This window comes from Lactobacillus sp. CBA3605 (assembly GCF_002970915.1).
In the GTDB taxonomy this organism is placed as follows: Bacteria; Bacillota; Bacilli; order Lactobacillales; family Lactobacillaceae; genus Lactiplantibacillus.
Window position 1 is genome coordinate 1,064,778 of the sequence record NZ_CP027190.1, and the last position, 19,556, is coordinate 1,084,333.

Here is a 19,556-nt window from a genome sequence, read left to right on the forward strand (position 1 = left end):
TAATAAGAATCCTGGTCAACGAAAAAGTCACCCTAACTGATTAAAGTTAAGGTGACTGACTTGCTCATTGCTAGTGAAACCGCATACCGCCGTCGACCAGCAGTGATTGCCCCGTAATATAACCGGCAGCAGGTGACGCAAACCATGCGACCACTTCGGCAACATCGGCCGGCACTGCTTCACGACCGAGGGCAATTTCGGTGAGAACTTCTGCTTGTTGTTCTGGGACCGTCACGTGCTTGATTGCTGCCGTTTTACGATCAATCGCATCTCGCATCGGGGTCCGCACAACGCCTGGATTGTAAGCATTCACGGTAATTTGATCAGCAGCTAACTCCTTAGCCGCCGCTTGGGTTAACCCACGAATACCAAACTTAGAGGCCGAATATGCACTTTGGAGGGCGGAGGCTTCGACACTTGCTAACGACGCTGCATTCACGATTCGACCACCATGACCTTGTGTTTTAAACTGTTCGGCAGCCGCTTGAATCCCCCAATAAGTTCCTTTCAAGTTAACATCAAATAATCGTTCAACTTGGGCCGGATCTGAATCAACGAAAGTATCAATAAACGCAACACCCGCATTATTGACATAGACGGCCAACTCGCCAAAATCCCGAACCGCTTGCTGAACCAAGTCGAAAACGTCATTGCGATGGGCCACATCAACTTGATAAAACTTTGCGGGATACCCAGTTGCCTGTAGCTGAGCTGCAACCTGTGCCCCCGTTTTGGAATTAATATCAGCGACTGCAATCGCATAACCATCTTGGGCAAGTCGTTGGGCGATTCCAGCGCCAATCCCTTGCCCCGCACCAGTAATAATTGCTAATTTTGCCATTGAAGTAACCTCCTATTTAAAATATGATTCTGGTTTATTGACATCAATTTTAGTCCCGTAATACGTCTTCTTAATGTACTTTTGAATATCAGCCCGTTGATATAATTTAATTAATTTTTGATAGCTCTTTTTATGCTTATTCTTCGCCGCCGTCGCCAAGATATTAATGTTATCCTTCGTGCTTTGATCGACTTTTTCATGATAAATCGAATCCGTTAGGACGTGTAAATGACCTTCTAGCGCCACCGTATTTGAGATTAAGACTGCGTCCACTTGTTTAATAATCCGCGGGCCCGTGGTATCGTCAATCTGTTTGAATTTTAAATGTTTAGGATTCGTTTTAATATCTTTAACCGTTCCTAAAATACCAAAGTCTGATTTCAAGGTAATCAGCCCGGCCTTTTGCAGTAATAATAAGCCCCGCGCAGCTTGCGACGGATTGTTAGCAATCGCAATGGTCGCACCAGCTGGAATCTGGCTAACCCGTTGATACTTCTTCGAGTAGATTCCCATTGGTTCTAAGTAAGTTGTCCCCAGCGTCGCTAACTTTGCCTTGGGATTTTGTTGATTATAAGTTAAATAATACGACCATGATTGGAACGCATTAACGTCCACGTCACCTTGGGCCGTTGCTTTATTCAGCTGAACACCATCCGTAATTTGTTTAACTTTAATCTTCAAACCAAGCTGTTTCGCATCCTTAGTTTTGGCAATATGCTGCCAAATATCGTAGTCGGACCCTTGCGACCCCACCACGATTGTATCGGTATGACTAGCTTGTGCAGTTTGATGGCTACTAATCTGATGAATTCCCCAGCCACCGCCAAGCACGACAATAATAGCAATCAACCAACCGATTAATTTTTTCATTTAATCCACCTCAACTTAATTATGGGTTACTTTTTTAGCTAACCAATCACCGAAAATCTGCACGGCAAATACCAGCACTAAAATAATAATCATGGCAACAAACGTAATATCATTTTCAAATCGTGCATAACCAATACTGATGGCAATATCGCCTAAACCACCAGCACCAATTGCACCCGCCATTGTGGTGAGCCCAATCAAGCTAATCACGGTGACAATGGAAACCCGAATAATGTCTGGTAACCCTTCTTTTAAATAAACCCGAAAAATAATTTCAGTCGGGCTCGATCCCATTGATTGGGCAGCTTCAACGACGCCACTGTCCACATCTAACAACGCATTTTGAACTTGACGCGCATAAAATGGAAAAATACCAAAAATCAGCGGTACGAGCGATGCGGTTGTGCCGACAGTGGTCCCAACCAAGTAATTGGTCAAAGGCGAAATAACTGCCAATAAAATAATAAACGGAATCGACCGTAGTAAATTCGTCAACTTATCTAAAATCGCATACGTCGTTCGATCAGCTAAAATACCACCCGGTTGCGTCACCACTAATAAAACACCTAATAATAAGCCGAAGACCGCCGCGATAATCGCCGAGAAAAACGTCATGTACAGTGTTTCTAACGTCGCTTGAATAAATTCACTTTTCATTTGTAACACATTGGGAATTAAAGCTGCCATTAGGCCGTCGCCCCCTCAGTCACATTTTGTGCGGTTAAAAGTCGTGTCGTGACCCCGTCACTAGTCCGCTTGGCAATTGCGGCATTAAACGCCACCAAATCACCAGTAATAATCGCAATCATATCTCCCACATTCTGACCATCAATTTGATCGATATTTGCAAACAAAATATTGACATCTAAATGCAATTCTTGTGAATATTGCGAAATAATCCCTTGCTTAGTCGCATTGCCGATAAAGTTAAAATACATTAACTCTTGATTGACCGCTAGCTCACTCAGCTTAATCGTTTTGGTAATTCGTTCAATCGCCGCTTTAACATTAGTCGAAGTTTCCACAAAATCAACTGTTAACGCTGCTTGAGGCGCCGTAAAGACTGCCGCCACTCGGCCCCGTTCAACAATTTGCCCGGCATCCATGACCGCAACATGATGACAGATGTGCTTAATGACTTGCATTTCATGCGTAATCAACACAATGGTTAGTCCTAAATCATGGTTTAGTTGTTGCAGTAATGAAAGAATCGACTTAGTCGTCTTCGGGTCTAACGCACTGGTCGCTTCATCCGAAATCAGAACTTCAGGGTCATTAGCTAAAGCCCGGGCAATCGCGACTCGTTGCTTTTGACCACCCGATAGCTTAGTCGGATAAGTCTGCGCATAATCTGCTAACCCGACCAGCTTTAATAAGCGGAGAGCTTTCGCTTGGCGATCGGTTTTGCTTAACTTTTGACTGAGTAAGGGATATTCCACATTGCCTAACACCGTCCGCGCATTCATTAGATTAAAGTGCTGAAAAATCATGCCAACTTTTTTTCGAGCCGTTCGTAAAGCTACCGGCGATAATTGTTGCAGGTGCTGACCATTAACGATTACCGTTCCTTTGGTCGGTTGCTGTAGCAAGTTAATCACCCGTACCAAGGTACTTTTACCGGCACCGGAATAGCCAATAATGCCATAAATATCACCCTTGTTAATCTGCAAATTAACGTCCTTGACGGCTGATAAAGGCTGCCCACCATTTTGAAACCTTACCGAAATATCTTTTAATTCAATAATTGCTGTTGCCATCTTACTCGCTCCCTCTAATCAGTCATCAATGCACTCAAAAAGCGCCCTTTCATCCTAATCCATCACTAGATTAAGGACGAAAGCGCGCTTTCGGGTTACCACCTTATTTTAAATAACCCTCACGAGTTATTACTCTTCAAGTACTGCCAATTAATGGTCTAAATACTCTAACTCGATAACGGGAGTTCCCGTTAATGCTTAACCCGCAGGCTCAGCATTAAAAACGTCATTTAAGACCATCTTCAACTGTCATTCAACGTTATCTTGCACCAAATGATAACTCTCTAATTGATAAACGATCAGTTTACTCATCTTATCGTTGCAATACTTTTCAGTTCGTTAAACTATCTGGTGTTTATTATTGCGCCTGGATTATTAGAAGTCAAGGGGAAATCTCATTTATTTTTAATTATTCAGATTTAAGTGCCAGCCACCAGCGCTATGCTGAAAGTAATCTATACCGCTTTATCTGATACTAGCTCGTTTATTCAGCCGACCAGTCAATCGCTGGTTGGGCAGCTAAAATGCGATCAATCGTGGCTAATTCAGCCGTAGTAAAGTCCAATTGTTCAAGCGCAGCGACGTTATCAACAACTTGTGCCGGACGACTGGCACCGATTAAGACGCTGGCAATGGTTGGTTGTCGTAAATTCCATGCCAATGCCATTTGCGCTAAACTTTGACCACGATGGGCCGCAACATGATTCAACTGCTTGATAGTTGCCATGGTCTGGCTGACTTGTGCCGGATGCAAGAACGGAATGGTTGCTTTGTTTGCCCGTGAATCAGCAGGAATACCGTGTAAATATTTATCTGTTAGTAAGCCTTGGCATAATGAACTAAAGCTAACTGCCCCCTTGTGTTCCGCCGCTAACACTGGCAACAGATCCGTTTCAATACCCCGATTCAACATGTTATACCGCGGTTGTTGAATAATAAAAGGGGTCCGCAATGATTTGAAAATAGTCGCCATTGCCTTAGTTTGAGCACCACTGTAATTTGAAATCCCGATATACAATGCTTTCCCCGCCTTAACAAGTTGATCTAACGCTAACGCAGTTTCTTCAATTGGGGTCGCCGGATCGGCACGATGGCTGTAGAAAATATCAAAATAATCTAACCCCGTTCGCTGTAAACTTTGATCAGCACTCGCAATAATACTCTTACGGGACCCCCAATCACCATACGGTCCTGGCCACATCGCATAGCCAGCCTTACTAGCGATGACTAATTCATCTCGATAAGCATGCATGTCGTGCGCCATAATGCGACCAAAGTTTTCTTCGGCACTGCCAGGGACCGGTCCATAGTTATTAGCCAAATCATAATAAGTAATTCCTAAGTCAAAAGCTTGATGAATAATCGCTTGCTGATTGGCATAGCTATCAACACTGCCAAAATTGTTCCATAACCCCAACCCAATCGCTGATAACTTTAGCCCACTATTGCCAACCCGATTATAGGTCATCGTTTGATACCGTTGTGCCGCTGCTTGATACATATTTTCATCCTCCTCAGTTGATCCATACGAGTTAATGATATCGCTTTCAAAGGTGAAAAGATATTTTTATTTTAATCTAACTGTTTTAGCAGTTAATTGACTAATTTGTTGCAAGTTATTATCACTTGGTAACATCACGTTAACATAACTGCAACATTGCTTCGCTATACTAACGTTACGGGGTTATAAATATATTTCTAAAAAGGGATTTACATAATTATGAAAAAAATCAAATTGCAAGTTGCACTTGGACTAATCGTTTTGAGTTGTATTTTCGGGGTATTTATTGGTTTAAATAATCATTCAACTACTATCGCACAGGCATCCGCCCGTGTTACGGCTAGTCAACAGCGCCAAATTAACAAGGTCAACGCTAAGCTCTCTAAGAGTCAAAAAAATGCTAAAAACTGGATTGCTTACCGCGAATCTGGCTATAACTATACTGCTCGCAATGGTCGGTGTTACGGTCGCTATCAATTGCTCAGATCATACTTGCATGGTAACCTTTCGCCAGTTAACCAAGAAAAGCGCGCCAATGCTTACGTAGCCAGCCGGTACCATTCTTGGACAAATGCTAAAAAATTCTGGCAACATCATCATTGGTACTAACCAAAAATGCCGAATCAGTTAATCTTAACTGATTCGGCATTTTTTTATTCATCCTTTGCACTTAGTAATACGGACCAAAGTTAACTGCCGAAATTGAATAACTAATTGACATTATCATTAACGCCACTAAAATACTTTTAAATAGTAACTGTCCCGTTCGAAATCGCCGATCAGAAACAAGTGTAAAGTCTGCATGGGGATGGCCTTTCCAATAATCTCGTCTAGCCCTTAATAATATTGTTCCCCACCATACTGCAAGACATAGCAAGCACATCATGATAGTTGCAAAATAGGCATAACCATAATTTGCAATAATTATTTGCCCAATATACATCGCTAGCGTTCCAACCATCGCCATTCGATATAATTTGTACGCAACTTGTTGTTTTTTGCTTTCTTTAAATGGCTCAAACAAAAAAACTTTTCTTACGCCTCGATATTTTCGAAAATGTCGAATTGATACATTAGAACGAAATTGCCTAATTACGAAAATACTAATAACGGATGCAATTCCTACATACAGCGTTGCGCCCAAAAATATCATCGTAACTATCCCAAGAATTGTATCGTCTTGCATTAACACTACTCCTTCATTAATACGCTAAACAACAAACAGAAATATTGGCAGTAAGCAAAAAAACGTGTTTTCTGCCTATCTAGTCCAGAACTGCATCGGTTTTAGTCAAAATATAGCACTAAAATAACACTTCAAAATAGCTTTAATTCTTACCTTTGTACTTAATAGTACGGGCCAAAGTAAACCGCAGAGATTAAATAACTAATAGACATTATTATTAATGCCACTAAAACACTTTTGCTCAATATTTGGTCAAAGAGAAATCGTCGGTCAGAAACAAGCGTAAAGTCTGCATGGGGATTATGCTTCCAAATATGATCTTCTAACAAGGGACCCTTTAGTACCCAACCAGCCTATAAAGCACAATAAACACATAATTGTCGTTGCTAAATACCCATAACCATAATTTGTAATGATTATTTGACCGACAAACATCAATCCCATAAAGAAACCAGCCACCCGGTTTAACCGATACACGGTTCTTAACTTTTTATTATTTTTATTTGGTTCAAGTATATATGTCTTCATCAAAATTCTACGTTTTCGAAAATGCCAAATAGGTAATTCGGAACGAAAACGTTTTGCAAAAAGTAACCCAATCAGAGCAGCAATTAGTGTATATACCATTGAACCAAAAAATATCATCCCAACTATCCCAAGAATTGTATCATCTTGCATTAGCATTGCTCCTTTATTACTATTCTAAACAACAAACAAGAACGCCCACCAATTGTACATTAGCCAAGAAGCCCCGGCCCAAAACAATTCTACTGTAAAAGCTGGTGGTAAAATAAGCTGAAGCTGCAGAAGTTTCTCATTAAGATACTCCGACGCATTTTCAAAGTCCGTTAAAAGATTATTATAGTCAGTATTATACTTTGTCGCTTCCGCAATAGTAACCATACACTATAAGTTGCATTTAACCAATTAACAAGACTATTTATACGAATTCGCTTATTTTTCAATAAATAAACGCATTTATCACACATAGACACCGATATTTATTCACATCATCAACTAAAGACTATGAAAATAACCTAAAAAATCGTCCATCAGTTAATCCTAACTGATAGACGATTTTTTAATTTTATTCTGATTTATTTTGTTCCTTTAACTGGCGTTCGAGTTCCTTAATTTTACGTTGCTTACGATAAATATACCAGCCAATCAAGAGTAGTAGGATTAAAATTAGTAATCCGATTGCAATCCACAGCACCCAATTAGTTTTATGTTCAATCACTGCTGTTTTATTCAACTTTTTAGCTTGATCACTCGTAATCGTAAAGTTCCGGTTAAACTGCCAATGCTGCTTTTTAGACGTCACTTTGACTTTGGCCGTATATTTGCCAGGTTTCAAAGCCGTTTTACCCACTTTCAAGGGCAGTTCATAAATCGAACTAGGCGCCATTTGACCATGTTCAGTAGTCTGCTTGTAAACGACTTTACTACCACCACGTTGATAAATCTTGACGTTCGTCTTTAATTGATTCAAAAACGCCGCCGTGTGATTTTCCAAAGCCAACGTGATTTGATTATACCCGTTACTTTGACTCCCTTTAACCGCGCCCAACGTTAGGCGATTCTTCGTTAAGTCCTTTTTACCATGTAAAACGACTGCAATGGTATAAGAATATTGATTTTTAATCGCCATAGCACTTTTAGTCTGGGCCTTATCTGTCTTTTTCAAAAAGGTCAACCCACCAACCACAATGCCATCATAAGCTTTTGCTGGCATTTTAACTTTGAAAGTCACAACCTTGGTTTCACCCTTTTTAAGCTTGACTTGCGTCATCTCAGTTGTGACTAATTTATCAAAATCAGCTGGTAAATCAATGCTCTTATCGGCAGCAATCTTTTTATATTCCACTGCTGCATTTAAATTCGTCGTCGCTTTGGCAACTGCGGTATGCACCGCAATCGTCTTATCACTCGTATTTTTAACTTTAACCGCTAAGGTCGTTGTTTTTTTAGGGGCCAGTTGCAAGTCAAAATAAGATAATGACTTGTCAGCTTGCTCACTAGACGTCACTGGTGCGACCTCAAAGCCGACCGTATTTGCCGAAATTTTAGTCACCGTTAGAACGCTCATCAAAAAAACGATTACTGCCAAACTAATTTTATAGAAACGTTTAGTCAATACCATTTTCCCCCTTTATTTTGGAAGATCGGCATTGCTAAAGGTGCCTACTGTTCCGTCCTAATTTTCCTAGCTATTGCTAGGCGTATTACTCAATTGCCAAGTCAACGTTGTTGAATAAGCTTCGGCAACCCGTGCGGTTGAAGTAGGCACGTCTAAAGTTGATTTCGTTAAATCAGCGACTGAAGTCCCATTACCTTTACCAGCTGCGGCTGTCATCAATGACGTCGTTGTCCCACCAGGAGTTAAAGCAACCGTCCCGTTCACCGTAGCGTCAGCACCAGTTGAAGAACTAGTCGCATCCAATGTCCCTACCAATGTAATTACGGCACCAGTCAAGGTCTTATTAGTCATTTTGCTAATAAATTGAGTGTCTTGTGCAACTGACAAATCCCAACCAGCTGCCGTCCCACGTTGGTCTTGAACCGAAACTTGGGCACTATCATTCGTATTAGTATATGGTGCGGTGTCATCTGTGCCAATCTTATGACTCCCAAAATCTAAATTGGCCGTCGTTGAAGACGAACCACCATTATCAATCGTAATTGAGCCACTTTCAAAAGTAACATCCCCAGTTGAGCTTTGGGTCTCATCTGCGGCGTTAGCAGTCACCGCCATGCCGGCAAGTAATGAAATTGAAAGCATTAGTCCTAAAAGTGTTTTTTTCATAAGTTGGTTCCCCTTTTTCTTTTTTTATAGATAGTTCCTAAACCTAATAGCAGTAACACACCTAAAATAACCAACCAAATCCCTAATTGCTCGCCAGTTTGTGGTAACCAACCCCGAATTCCAGTCGGCGGCGTGACGGTTGAAGTGGCTGTTTTAGGTCTTGTTGTTCGTTTGGTGACTGATGTGGTCGCCTGCTTACTTGATGTCTCACCATCATCTTTAACTTGAATTTTATCGTCATTAGTCGTCGAACTCGACCCCTTATTGGCCCCATAAAACTGGACAGTCGCTTGACTATCCGTGGTGTTAGCGGATACAGCTGGCTGCCAATTAAAAATCGCCCAAGTACTAATGCTGAGCACGATTATCATTAACTTTCTCATCATAGGCACTCAATCCCTCTACCCGTTTTTCTTTTGAAGATATCAGCTTAGATGAAAGTGCTTTGATCGGACACCTCCAACTTGTTTGTTACTGTCTTATATAATCAATATACCTAACCATGTCACTATCATCAAATAAACACACTTGTTTTTATTAATTTTATTATTAACGTTTAAAGTCATTCTTATATACGAATATAGCAGTACCAAGGTATTAAGATTAACCCCATTATTTTTGCTGAAATTTAAATAAGACAATAATTATATTAGACGGATTTAATTATTGACAACCATTTTGGTCAAATTCCATTCAAAGTGCCGGGATAGCTATCTTGCTGTGCAGTGCTAACTGATACTTTGACCTTCAACGCTTCTTCATCACTCGCCCACTAACTAGTAACGTTAACTTTGGCCGGTTGAGTCGCATTCATTTCAATCATCGTATCAGCAGGTTTATTAATTTCAATTAATTGTTGATTATTATTTTGATAATACCGGGCGTGGTTAACTATTGTCACTATAATTAATCAAACGCAAAAAAGCACTAATCAACTGACCAAAAGTTCAGTTCATTAGCACTTTTAAAATTAAATTCACTTGAAACTAATACTATTTAATGGTTCATTTAACGTTGTCGCCGCCACCAAGCTAACCAGCCAAGACTGATTGCTAATAGAGCACTCCCCACAATCGCTAACGTTGATTGCACTTGTTCGCTAGTCTGTGGTAACCAACCATTATTATTTTTTGATGCATGTGACTTAGTCGGTGTATTAGAATTTTCGGAGCTATCATTGGCTCCTGAAATCTCAAGTTGGCTATTACTACCACTAACTTTGGTCCCACCATCGCCTGAGCCTAAATGGCCTCGCGCTTGACTATCATTTGAACCAGGAGCACTTGATGAACTACCTGACGTTGAGTTACTACTTGAACTAGACGTGCTCGATGAACTACCTGCTTTACTGCTACTGTTTGAACTAGAAGCACTCGACGAACTGCTTAACGCCGGACTACTACTTGAACTCGACGTACTTGATGAACTGCCGGACGCTTGACTACTGCTTGAACTAGACGTACTCGATGAACTGCCGGTTCCTGGTTTAGTTACTCCAGCATCTTGATCACCAGCTATGACAGGATTATTCACTAGGTCGACTAAGATTTCTTCACCTTTAGCTGTTCCTAACATTGCTTGCTTAACGGCCATTGGTTGACTGCTCTTCGTTTTAGTTGGCATCAAATCAATTGTCGCAATGTCCGACGTTGGTTGTTGATCAAAGCTCAAAACTAGCTTCAACTGATTGTTTTCAATCGTTTGGTTCATAATGGTCGTCCCAGCAACAACTTTAATCTTATCAATCGTGTGACCTGCTAAATCAACTCGCATTTCAGCCGCTCGAATATCATGCTTTTGACCTTGTTGGTCTAAACTTAACGTCACTTTTTTAGTTGTTTGCGCTAACTTGATTGCTTCCACAGCACGTTTCTTTTTGGTTAAAGCCGTTTGGTCTAAGAAAGCTGACTTATCAAAAACTTCACCCAACATTTGACTAGGCTGAGGAACTTGTAAAGCATTTAAGATTAATGGACTAATATCAGCATTACTGCCTCCCTTTAGACGTCGACCGTTATCAATAGTTTCACCGCCTAAAGCTAAGAAAATATTTCGATTCGGATTAGTCTCATCTTGACCATGATTATGACCAATACCACCATGATCTGCATTCGCAATTACTAAGGTATCATGTTGATGACCCGTGGCAGTTAACTTATCCATGACCTTTTTAAATAAGCCATCATATTGCGCATACTGTTGCCAATAATTATCGTCATACCAGCCCTTACTATGCCCTTGACCGTCCATATAATCACTTTGCATATAAACTAAAGACGTATTCGCAAATTCTGGTTTACCAATATAATCAGCAACATCATCAAAAGATTTTAGCTTTTCAGAGGGTTGCGTCATCACGGCAGCATCTGGTTCCGTAATCCCATTTAAGATTGGTCGCCACTCAGCAAAGGCCGCTAAACCCTGGGTCGGATTATGTTGTTGTAACACTTTAAAGATTGATGGAAACTGGGCAACTGGTTGATTGAAGTCGGCAAAGTATTCTTTTCCCGCTGATGCATTAGTTGCTTGATACCCCTTAGGTAACGTTCCCCAAGCACGACCATGTAACATTGAAACATAATTTTGAGCTGAAATCGTTGGCACGACTGCTTGGGCATCCGTACTCATCGCAAATTGTTTATTGAACAAATCCAAAGTATACGTATTTTTACGTTTAGCTAAAATCGTTGGATCAGTCGTCCATTCAGGACGAGCAGTATCAGATTTTGCATAGTACATCCCTTGTGGATTCCACGGATTACCACCACCATCCGTGGTCAAAACAATGACATGCTTATATGGTTTGATTTCACTTTGCTTGGCAACAGCTGCTTGTTGTTCTTTCGGCGCTAATGCGACGTCACCGACCCCAATCACACCGTCACCGTTGTAATCTTGACTCGCTTTAGCCTGAATCGTGATGCGTTGATCGGCACTTAACTTCATTGTAGCGTCTGTACTGGTTAACTTCATTGTCGTCGTGCCACTGGCTTTAGCCTTAAAATTAAGATGGGCTAAACGGTTTACCCCATATTGTCGAAAATCATCAGTTGCTAATTTCGCAGTGGTCGTAATCCGAACTCGTCCAGGCGCAAGCTTAGTAACCGTCGTCTGAGCGCCAGCCAAAGTTTGATTTGCATCAACAAATTCAAACTTGGCTGCATCATAATTCACATCTACTGTCACAGCATCCGCATCACCCGCAACTGCCGCACGCGCATGCACATTCAAGCCATAAGTATGCCCAATAACCACTGATTTAGCACCGATTAGCTTCGATTCAACCACTTGTTGCGTTGCAACTTCAGTTTCTTTTTTATCGGTCTGCGCCGTTTGATTCAACTGACTAACTTCACTATCAGATAAACTGCGATCATATAATCGTGCAGTTTTGATTGCCCCGGTCATCGGCATTTGGACCCGTTGGTTAGTCCCACTATCGCCACCCAACACAAAGTTATTCACTTGCGTCCCTTGAGCGAACTTTAATTCCCCAGGTGCCGCTTTTTGCGCAGCCAGCCGACCATCTAAATACAACTTGACCACCTGTTGTGCCTTATCATATACCCCGACAGCATGCACCCAGTGACCTTTACGCAGTGGCGCTTGCGGTGTTTTGTAGCTACCGCCAACATGAGCAAAGAAGGTCACTTGGCCGTTTTCGATGCCCAGCCCTAAGCCACCACTTTCCTGATTTGAAAAAATATCATGTTCACCATTGGTACTGCCATCGTATTTAAAATAAGCCTCAATTGCCATGCCGTTAGCTAATTGCGCATAACGATCTGGGGTAAAGGGCATTAAGAAACCAGATTGCCCATCAAATTGCGCAACAGGACCCGTCATAGTCGCATCTGTGCCTAATTTAGGTTGACCACTGGTTAAGAAAGCGAGTTCGGGATGGGCCAAATCATGCGGTAACGATTGCGAAAAATCAGCATCCATCACCCGATGTTGGACTAATCCAGCTGAATTATTGATCGTCTGCGTCGTCGGTACGATACGCGTTGTCGCCGCAATCACCGGGGTTAATGTTGTCGTTAAAATGGCGGAACAGGTTAAGGCAGTCATCAGGACACGGGGCTTCATAAAATTTATCACTCCACTTAAATTTATAGTTTAGTACAATTACTTTATAACGTAAGTTTAGTGAACAAATGTAAATAGTAAGCCCAGGATTATGTAAAAATCATGTATAGCTTTTATATAGCTCTCAAAGAGTATCTGAAACTAAAAAATAGTTCCTTCAAGACGTGACAAAATTCTTGAAGTAACTATTTAGTATCGAAAATCAGCTGGCTTCGCTTAACCCCAACTAACTTAATTTAATCTTATCGTACAAAATTTGTATCCGTATCAGTCAAAGCACCGACTAACTTATGGGGCATGTAAGGCGCTTGTAAATAATCCACATCCGCCGCACTCAGATGTAAGTCCAAGGCTGCAACTGCACTTTCTAAATGTGATACCTTGGTTGCACCAATAATAGGCGCAACGACTTCGGGCTTTTGTAACAACCAAGCTAACGCTACTTGAACCCGGGGAACGCCGTATTTATCAGCGACTTCACCGACGCGATCCACGATTGCCTGATCTTGTGTTTCCGTACTATCATACTTAGAACGCGCCACTTGATCGGTTTCAAAACGCTTCGTGGTTGCCGTCCAATCCCGTGCTAAGCGGCCGGATGCCAATGGACTGTACGGTGTGACCGCAATCTTTTGATCACGACAGAATGGTAACATCTCTCGTTCTTCTTCTCGATACAATAAGTTTAAATGATTCTGCATCGAGACAAATTGAGTCCAACCATGAGCAGCCGCCACCGCTTGGGCCTGCTCAAATTGCCAAGCAAACATCGCTGAGGCCCCAATATAACGAGCCTTGCCAGATTTAACCACATCATTTAAAGCAGCCATCGTTTCTTCAATCGGCGTCTGATAATCCCAGCGATGCACAATGTATAAGTCCACATAATCCATATTGAGTCGTTGCAAGCTCTGGTCAATCTGTGACATGATTGCTTTCCGGGACAACCCCGTCGCATTGGGCCGGTTGTTAGCTGCAAAGAATACCTTCGTTGCCACGACAACTTCATCACGGTTAGCATACTTATTCAAAGCCTGGCCTAAATAAGTTTCGCTGTCACCATGTGAGTACACATTCGCTGTATCGAAAAAGTTAATCCCTAAATCAAGCGCTGATTTGACGACTTTAGCACTGGCATCCGCATCAATCGCCCATGGAAACATCGCATTACCGGGCTGACCAAATCCCATCGTGCCTACACATAGCCGTGATACATCTAGGCCAGTATGACCTAATTTTACATATTCCATTCAAGTTGCTTCCTTTCAAATCATGCCGTTCTAATCTGCGGGTGTTTCCAAAATATCTTTAAAGCTAGCTTGGCGACCACTTTCTAGTGACCGTGAATGGTCAATCTTACTAGCCCGATTTTGACTATAATTTAACGAGAACACCTTGGCAAACAAACTATTTAATAAAAATAAAATAGATTCTTCGGTGGCAAAATTAGTGATTTTTGAATACAATTTTTCTTTGCTCGAGATATTTAACGTAACCGTCGCATAGTCCCGTAAATAATTATCGCCACCACTCGTCAACGCAATAATCGGCACATCATGCGGTAACAAAATTTTCAGATTGCTCGTCGGACTCACCGCCGGATTGTTGCCCGAATAGGAAATAACTAAGGCGCAATCATGCGGATTCATTGTATTGGCAATCAAACCACCTTCATCAGTAGGCGCCACACGCGTTGACTTTCCGATTGAAATCAAATTACGTTTGAAAGTTTCACCATAATAAGTATTCGGACTTGTCCCGAATATGACCACATTCTGCGCCTTAAAAATGAGCTGCGCCGCTTGGTCTAAAACATCAGGTTGTAGTAAATTAACCGTTGATTTTAGACTTTCAAGTCGTAATTGGGCCAACCGTTCAATAATCTCTAGCGTACTAGCCTCAGCATCAAATGGAAAGTTCGGATCAACATCGCCATAGGTATTATGGTCATAGTTAGCCACTTCGTGTTCAAACGCATACATGAATTCTCGCCAGCCAGAATACCCGAGGGATTGTGCAAATCTAACTAACGTCGGTTTCGACGTAAAGGTCGCCGTTGCAATTACCTGCATCGATTGTTGTTTAATGGATTGGCGGTGCCTTAACAAGTAATCACCAATCGTTTGACGTGAATCGTTTTTTTGATGTGTCACTTCTTCAATCTTTTGATAAAGATACACTCCGTTTACCTCCACTAACAGCCGTTATTATCAATTTAATTATACTGCTGGTAGTAGTCTGCCTCAATTATCATGTCCAACGACTATAACACTTCGCCATTTGATTCAATCACTTTTTGATACCAATAAAAAGATTGTTTTTTAGTCCGCTTAAACGTCCCATGACCCTCGTTATCGCGATCCACATAAATAAAACCATAACGTTTACTCATTTGACCAGTACTAGCCGCAATCAAATCAATACAGCCCCAAGTGGTATAGCCTAGTAAATCAACGCCATCAATGGTCACCGCATCTTTAAAAGCCTGAATGTGTTGCCGCAAATAATCAATCCGATAGTCATCATTAATTTGACCAGTTTCAGTGGGGTGATCAACAGCGCCCAACCCATTTTCAACAATAAATAACGGCTTTTGATAACGGTCATATAATTGATTTAATGAATTACGTAAGCCTAAGGGATCAATTTGCCAGCCCCACTTAGTTGACGGTAAATTAGGATTCTTAATGGTCCCATAGATATTGCCCGTCGTTTGCGCGTAATCTTCTTGATGGGCGCTAACCGTTCGTGATGAATAATATGAAAACGATACAAAATCAACCGTCCCTGCAGCTAAAGTTGCTTGGTCTGCCGGCGCCATCTCTATAATTAATTGTTCACGTTCAAACTTCTTAAGGGCATAATTCGGATACTTGCCGCGAGCTTGTACATCGATAAAGAAATACCCATCACGATCCCGGTTCAAAGCTTCTTGGTAATCTTCTGGGCGACAGGTATAAGGATAGTTATTGCCACCGGCCAGCATACAACCAACCATGTTCTCCGAATCAATTTGACGCGCTAATTGGGTCACTTGGGCGCTTGCCACTAATTGATGATGGGCAGCTTGGTATTTACCTTGCACCTGATTATCACCTGGCTTAAAAATAATACCCCCACCAACAAAGGGTTGATGTAATAAAATATTAATCTCGTTAAAAGTTAGCCAGTATTTAACCATGCCTTGATAACGGCGCATGACTACCGCCGCATAACGTGTGAAGTAAGTGATCATCCGTCGGTCACGCCAATCAATCCCGCGTTTAATTAAAGCTAACGGAATGTCAAAGTGAGCCAAAGTCACTAGGGGTTCAATATGATAATGCCGTAATTCCTTAAAAATTTGGTCATAGAAAGCTAGACCAGCCTCGTTTGGCGTCGCATCGTCACCATTAGGGAAAATACGCGTCCAAGAAATCGACATGCGATAAACTTTGAACCCCATTTCAGCGAATAATTTGATATCCTCATGATAATGATGATACATATCAATCGCTTGTCGTGCTGGATAGCGATATGCCGACTTAGTCTCCAACATGGCGAGCTGACCAGCCCCAACCGCTGATCGATCAGGCCCATACGGTAACATATCAATATTCGCTAGTTGGCGTCCATCGGCCAAAGCGCCACCTTCAACTTGATTAGCTGCCGTCGCGCCACCCCACAAAAAATCTTTTCGTAATGTCATTATTTTCCTCCTCTAAACCGTTACTGACAAAACTGCACCGGTTGCTGGTGTCGTTGGCGACTTAATCATGGCTACTGACGAATACTGGGCAGTGTTCGTAATCACGACGGGAACTTGTGTATCGTATTTAGCCGCTTTAATTTTATCTAAATCAAACTTTAAAAGTAGTTGGCCTTGTTTGACCACTTGACCGTCTTCGACTAACGCTTCAAAGTAACGCCCTTTCAAATTAACCGTATCTAAACCAATATGGATCAAAACTTCAATACCATCGTTAGAGACCAAGCCAATCGCATGTTTAGTTGGAAAAATCGTTAAGACTTTGCCGTCAAATGGCGCTTTCACTTCACCTTTAGTCGGCTGAATTGCAAAGCCTTTACCCAATGCTTCCGAAGCAAACGCTTCATCATGCACGGCACTTAACGGGATAATCTGCCCTGGAACAGGACTAATCAATGCACCATTATGCATTGTCGGTTGTTCTGAAACGATTGGGTCTTTTTCATATTTGAAGCTCAAAATATAAGTTAAAACACCACTGACAACGAAGGAAATTACTAAAGCAATAATAATATTCCAAAAGAACTGCATCGTATTGTTACCAATATATAAAAGCACCGCAGGTAATCCTGACGACCCGGTCGCAAAGCGATGGGTATGAGTTAAGCCAGCAAACAAGCCACCGGCACCCCCACCAATCATGGCAGCGACTAACGGGTATTTTTTAGGTAAATTGACCCCATATAAAGTTGGCTCAGTAATACCCATGTAAGCGGTAATTGAACCAGAGGTAGCTAATTGCTGCATCTTTTTATCTTTAGTCCGCCATGCGACTACTGCCGAAGCCGTCGCTTGCGCAATATTTGAACACAAGCAGCCAGGGCCAAAAATACTATCATAACCGGTTTGCGCCATCTGCATAACCCCTAATGGTGCCACCCCGTTGTGCAACCCAAACATCACCATAATTGGTAAGAAACCACCAATTAGAACTGCAGGTAACCAACTAATATTGACACTTAAGTAATTAAAGAAAGTCGCTAAGTAACCGCCTAAAATGCTGCCAAGTGGGCCAAGGACTGAAAAGGCCAACGTACCCATAATTAAAAATGTGAGCATTGGGACAAAGACTAGCTCCACGGCTTTGGGAATCAACCGGGTTAGCCATTTTTCAACATAGGATTGAACAAAGATAATTAATAGAATTGGAATAACGGAAGAGGCATAACTGGTTAACGTCAATGGAATAACCCCAAAAAGATGGACCGCATGACCAGCTGTCACCAGACTATTCCAATCCGGATGCATCATAATTGCGGCTACCGCTAGGGCCAAAACCGGATTACACTTTAACTTCTGCGCTTCCGTCACTGCCAAAATCATTGGCAAAAAATAGAAGACCCCATCAGCAAACATGTTTAACAAGTAGTACGTCTGTGATTTAGTCGTAATCACCTGAAAGACAATTAGTAAGGCTAGTAACGCTTTAACCATCCCAGCACCAGATAGCGCTGGAATAACCGGCTGAAAAGTACCGGCAACGAACTCAATTAATGTATTGAAAAACCCTTTTTTCTCGCTAGTTACGGGCTGATCAGCAGTTTCGGTGGCGCTAAGATTTAGTTGCTTGGCAACCTCTTCAAAAACATCCGCAACCGACGTCCCAATCACAACCTGATGAACCCCGGCGTTAAAAATATATTTGGCGACACCATCCAATTGTTCAAGTGCATCTTCATTAACTAGGCTCCCGTCAGCTAACTTAAATCTTAATCTGGTCTGGCAATGATATGCATCGGTAATATTAGCTTTACCACCTAAATTCTCAATGACATCATGAGCTAACTGTTCATATTTCTGACTCATGTTGACGACCCCTTTCATCTTCGCTTAATCTCAGTTGTTTTTTCTATGCTTTCAAGTTACCACCTAGAAAAAGCGCTTTCAATATTTCTCGGCGATGATGAAATCGGTTTCATCATTTTGCTACTTAGACTGTTACTAGTAAAACAAATTCCACTCGATGACCCGCAATTCAAGTTATTTTTCAATCCTGCTTTAATGAAATCGCATCTCGTAATTAAGCAAAAAAAACGAGCTCGACGTTTTCCAAGCTCGTTTCGACAACTATCGTGATTTATTTTCGAAAAACATGCCACCTTGATGAACCAACACATCTGGCGTTAAAACTTGCATCGTTTTAGTTAGAACTGCTGCCTTGGTCGTCGCTAAATATTGCTTAAAATGGGCAGTCTGACAATGATCGTCATAGGCTTGCGGACTTTGATAGACTTCAAAGAACACCCATTTAGTTGGCGCCGTAGTTATCCGCGCCGCATACATAATCAGCACACCAGGTTCGACCGCCATCGCCTGCTTCATTTCTGAAAACACACTGGTTTTAAAGGTCGCTGCCAAGGCTGCATTAACTTCAACGGTGACTAACCGTACTGACAAGGCGTGATCATTAATGGCTTGATAGGGTTCCGCCGCTTCCAATAACAATTCTGGTGTCAAAGGCGTGACTTGTTGCTGTGTGACCACTTGGCCGGCCACTTCACGAAAAGCCTTAAATTGCTCCGAAGCTGCGTGAATGGCATAACTCGCATCATCGCGGTAAACTTCAATCACGATATTATCAGCTCCCAATGCATCCGTATGGGCGGTATACATCGCTAACGTCCCGGCTTCTTGCTGTATCGAAGTCGTCAGATTATGCTGGCCAACCCGCGCTAACGCCGGCTGATCTTTCGGTTCAATCGACAATTTAAATAAGCGCATTAATGGCGCCGTAGTTAATGGGTTCATTTTAAATGAC

General features: G+C 41.8%; 18 protein-coding genes. 1 reads left to right on the forward strand and 17 read right to left on the reverse strand.

The features are described from left to right. Positions 1-70: 70 nt before the first annotated feature. The 5 genes from C5Z25_RS05235 to C5Z25_RS05255 form a co-directional block, all read right to left on the reverse strand. A complete protein-coding gene (locus tag C5Z25_RS05235) occupies positions 71-841 on the reverse strand; it encodes an acetoin reductase (RefSeq protein ID WP_105451668.1) in 771 nt (256 codons plus the stop codon). Positions 842-853: 12 nt separating this feature from the next. Then, positions 854-1,711 (reverse strand): MetQ/NlpA family ABC transporter substrate-binding protein, encoded by an 858-nt coding sequence (locus C5Z25_RS05240; protein WP_105451669.1) that lies wholly within the window; start codon positions 1,709-1,711, stop codon positions 854-856. 15 nt (positions 1,712-1,726) lie between these two features. Continuing rightward, positions 1,727-2,398: a methionine ABC transporter permease gene (locus C5Z25_RS05245; protein WP_105451670.1), complete on the reverse strand. Its 672-nt coding sequence runs from the start codon at positions 2,396-2,398 to the stop codon at positions 1,727-1,729. Beyond that, positions 2,398-3,468, reverse strand: a complete 1,071-nt coding sequence (locus C5Z25_RS05250; RefSeq protein ID WP_105451671.1) for a methionine ABC transporter ATP-binding protein — start codon at positions 3,466-3,468, stop codon at positions 2,398-2,400. Before C5Z25_RS05250 ends, C5Z25_RS05245 begins: the two co-directional genes overlap by 1 nt. A 484-nt stretch (positions 3,469-3,952) precedes the next feature. After that, positions 3,953-4,969, reverse strand: coding sequence for an aldo/keto reductase (locus C5Z25_RS05255; protein ID WP_105451672.1), 1,017 nt, complete (start codon positions 4,967-4,969; stop codon positions 3,953-3,955). A gap of 219 nt (positions 4,970-5,188) precedes the next feature. On the opposite strand from C5Z25_RS05255, the gene C5Z25_RS05260 reads away from it, so the two are divergent. After that, positions 5,189-5,578, forward strand: coding sequence for an aggregation-promoting factor C-terminal-like domain-containing protein (locus tag C5Z25_RS05260; protein WP_105451673.1), 390 nt, complete (start codon positions 5,189-5,191; stop codon positions 5,576-5,578). A 61-nt stretch (positions 5,579-5,639) separates the two neighbouring features. Here the strand turns inward: C5Z25_RS05260 and C5Z25_RS05265 are convergent, their stop codons facing one another. The 12 genes from C5Z25_RS05265 to C5Z25_RS05320 all read right to left on the reverse strand — a co-directional run bounded on the left by C5Z25_RS05265 (position 5,640) and on the right by C5Z25_RS05320 (position 19,546). Next, positions 5,640-6,155, reverse strand: a complete 516-nt coding sequence (locus C5Z25_RS05265; RefSeq protein WP_105451674.1) for a hypothetical protein — start codon at positions 6,153-6,155, stop codon at positions 5,640-5,642. Between the two features lie 300 nt (positions 6,156-6,455). After that, a complete protein-coding gene (locus C5Z25_RS05270; RefSeq protein WP_105451675.1) occupies positions 6,456-6,833 on the reverse strand; it encodes a hypothetical protein in 378 nt (125 codons plus the stop codon). 409 nt (positions 6,834-7,242) lie between these two features. After that, positions 7,243-8,298, reverse strand: a complete 1,056-nt coding sequence (locus C5Z25_RS05280; protein WP_105451677.1) for a WxLIP family cell surface protein — start codon at positions 8,296-8,298, stop codon at positions 7,243-7,245. 63 nt (positions 8,299-8,361) lie between these two features. After that, on the reverse strand, positions 8,362-8,961 hold the full coding sequence (locus tag C5Z25_RS05285; protein ID WP_105451678.1) for a WxL domain-containing protein: 600 nt from the start codon (positions 8,959-8,961) through the stop codon (positions 8,362-8,364). Beyond that, positions 8,958-9,347 carry an EF2685/EF0750 family sortase-dependent surface protein gene (locus C5Z25_RS05290; RefSeq protein WP_105451679.1) on the reverse strand — a complete coding sequence of 130 codons (390 nt, stop codon included), beginning with the start codon at positions 9,345-9,347 and terminating at the stop codon, positions 8,958-8,960. Before C5Z25_RS05290 ends, C5Z25_RS05285 begins: the two co-directional genes overlap by 4 nt. 386 nt (positions 9,348-9,733) lie before the next feature. After that, positions 9,734-9,862 (reverse strand): hypothetical protein, encoded by a 129-nt coding sequence (locus C5Z25_RS12715; RefSeq protein WP_255414773.1) that lies wholly within the window; start codon positions 9,860-9,862, stop codon positions 9,734-9,736. A 107-nt stretch (positions 9,863-9,969) separates the two neighbouring features. Further along, entirely contained in the window at positions 9,970-13,050 is a 3,081-nt protein-coding gene (locus C5Z25_RS05295; protein ID WP_105451680.1) for a LamG-like jellyroll fold domain-containing protein, read from the reverse strand. 242 nt (positions 13,051-13,292) lie between these two features. Further along, positions 13,293-14,300, reverse strand: coding sequence for an aldo/keto reductase (locus C5Z25_RS05300; RefSeq protein WP_105451681.1), 1,008 nt, complete (start codon positions 14,298-14,300; stop codon positions 13,293-13,295). A 30-nt stretch (positions 14,301-14,330) separates the two neighbouring features. Continuing rightward, the gene (locus C5Z25_RS05305; protein ID WP_105451682.1) at positions 14,331-15,230 is read right to left on the reverse strand and encodes a MurR/RpiR family transcriptional regulator; all 900 of its coding nucleotides are present in this window, start codon (positions 15,228-15,230) and stop codon (positions 14,331-14,333) included. 83 nt (positions 15,231-15,313) lie between these two features. Continuing rightward, positions 15,314-16,738, reverse strand: coding sequence for a 6-phospho-beta-glucosidase (locus C5Z25_RS05310; RefSeq protein ID WP_105451683.1), 1,425 nt, complete (start codon positions 16,736-16,738; stop codon positions 15,314-15,316). A gap of 12 nt (positions 16,739-16,750) precedes the next feature. Next, a complete protein-coding gene (locus tag C5Z25_RS05315; RefSeq protein ID WP_105451684.1) occupies positions 16,751-18,604 on the reverse strand; it encodes a beta-glucoside-specific PTS transporter subunit IIABC in 1,854 nt (617 codons plus the stop codon). Between the two features lie 261 nt (positions 18,605-18,865). After that, positions 18,866-19,546: a putative quinol monooxygenase gene (locus tag C5Z25_RS05320; RefSeq protein WP_105451685.1), complete on the reverse strand. Its 681-nt coding sequence runs from the start codon at positions 19,544-19,546 to the stop codon at positions 18,866-18,868. Between the last annotated feature and the right edge of the window lie 10 nt (positions 19,547-19,556).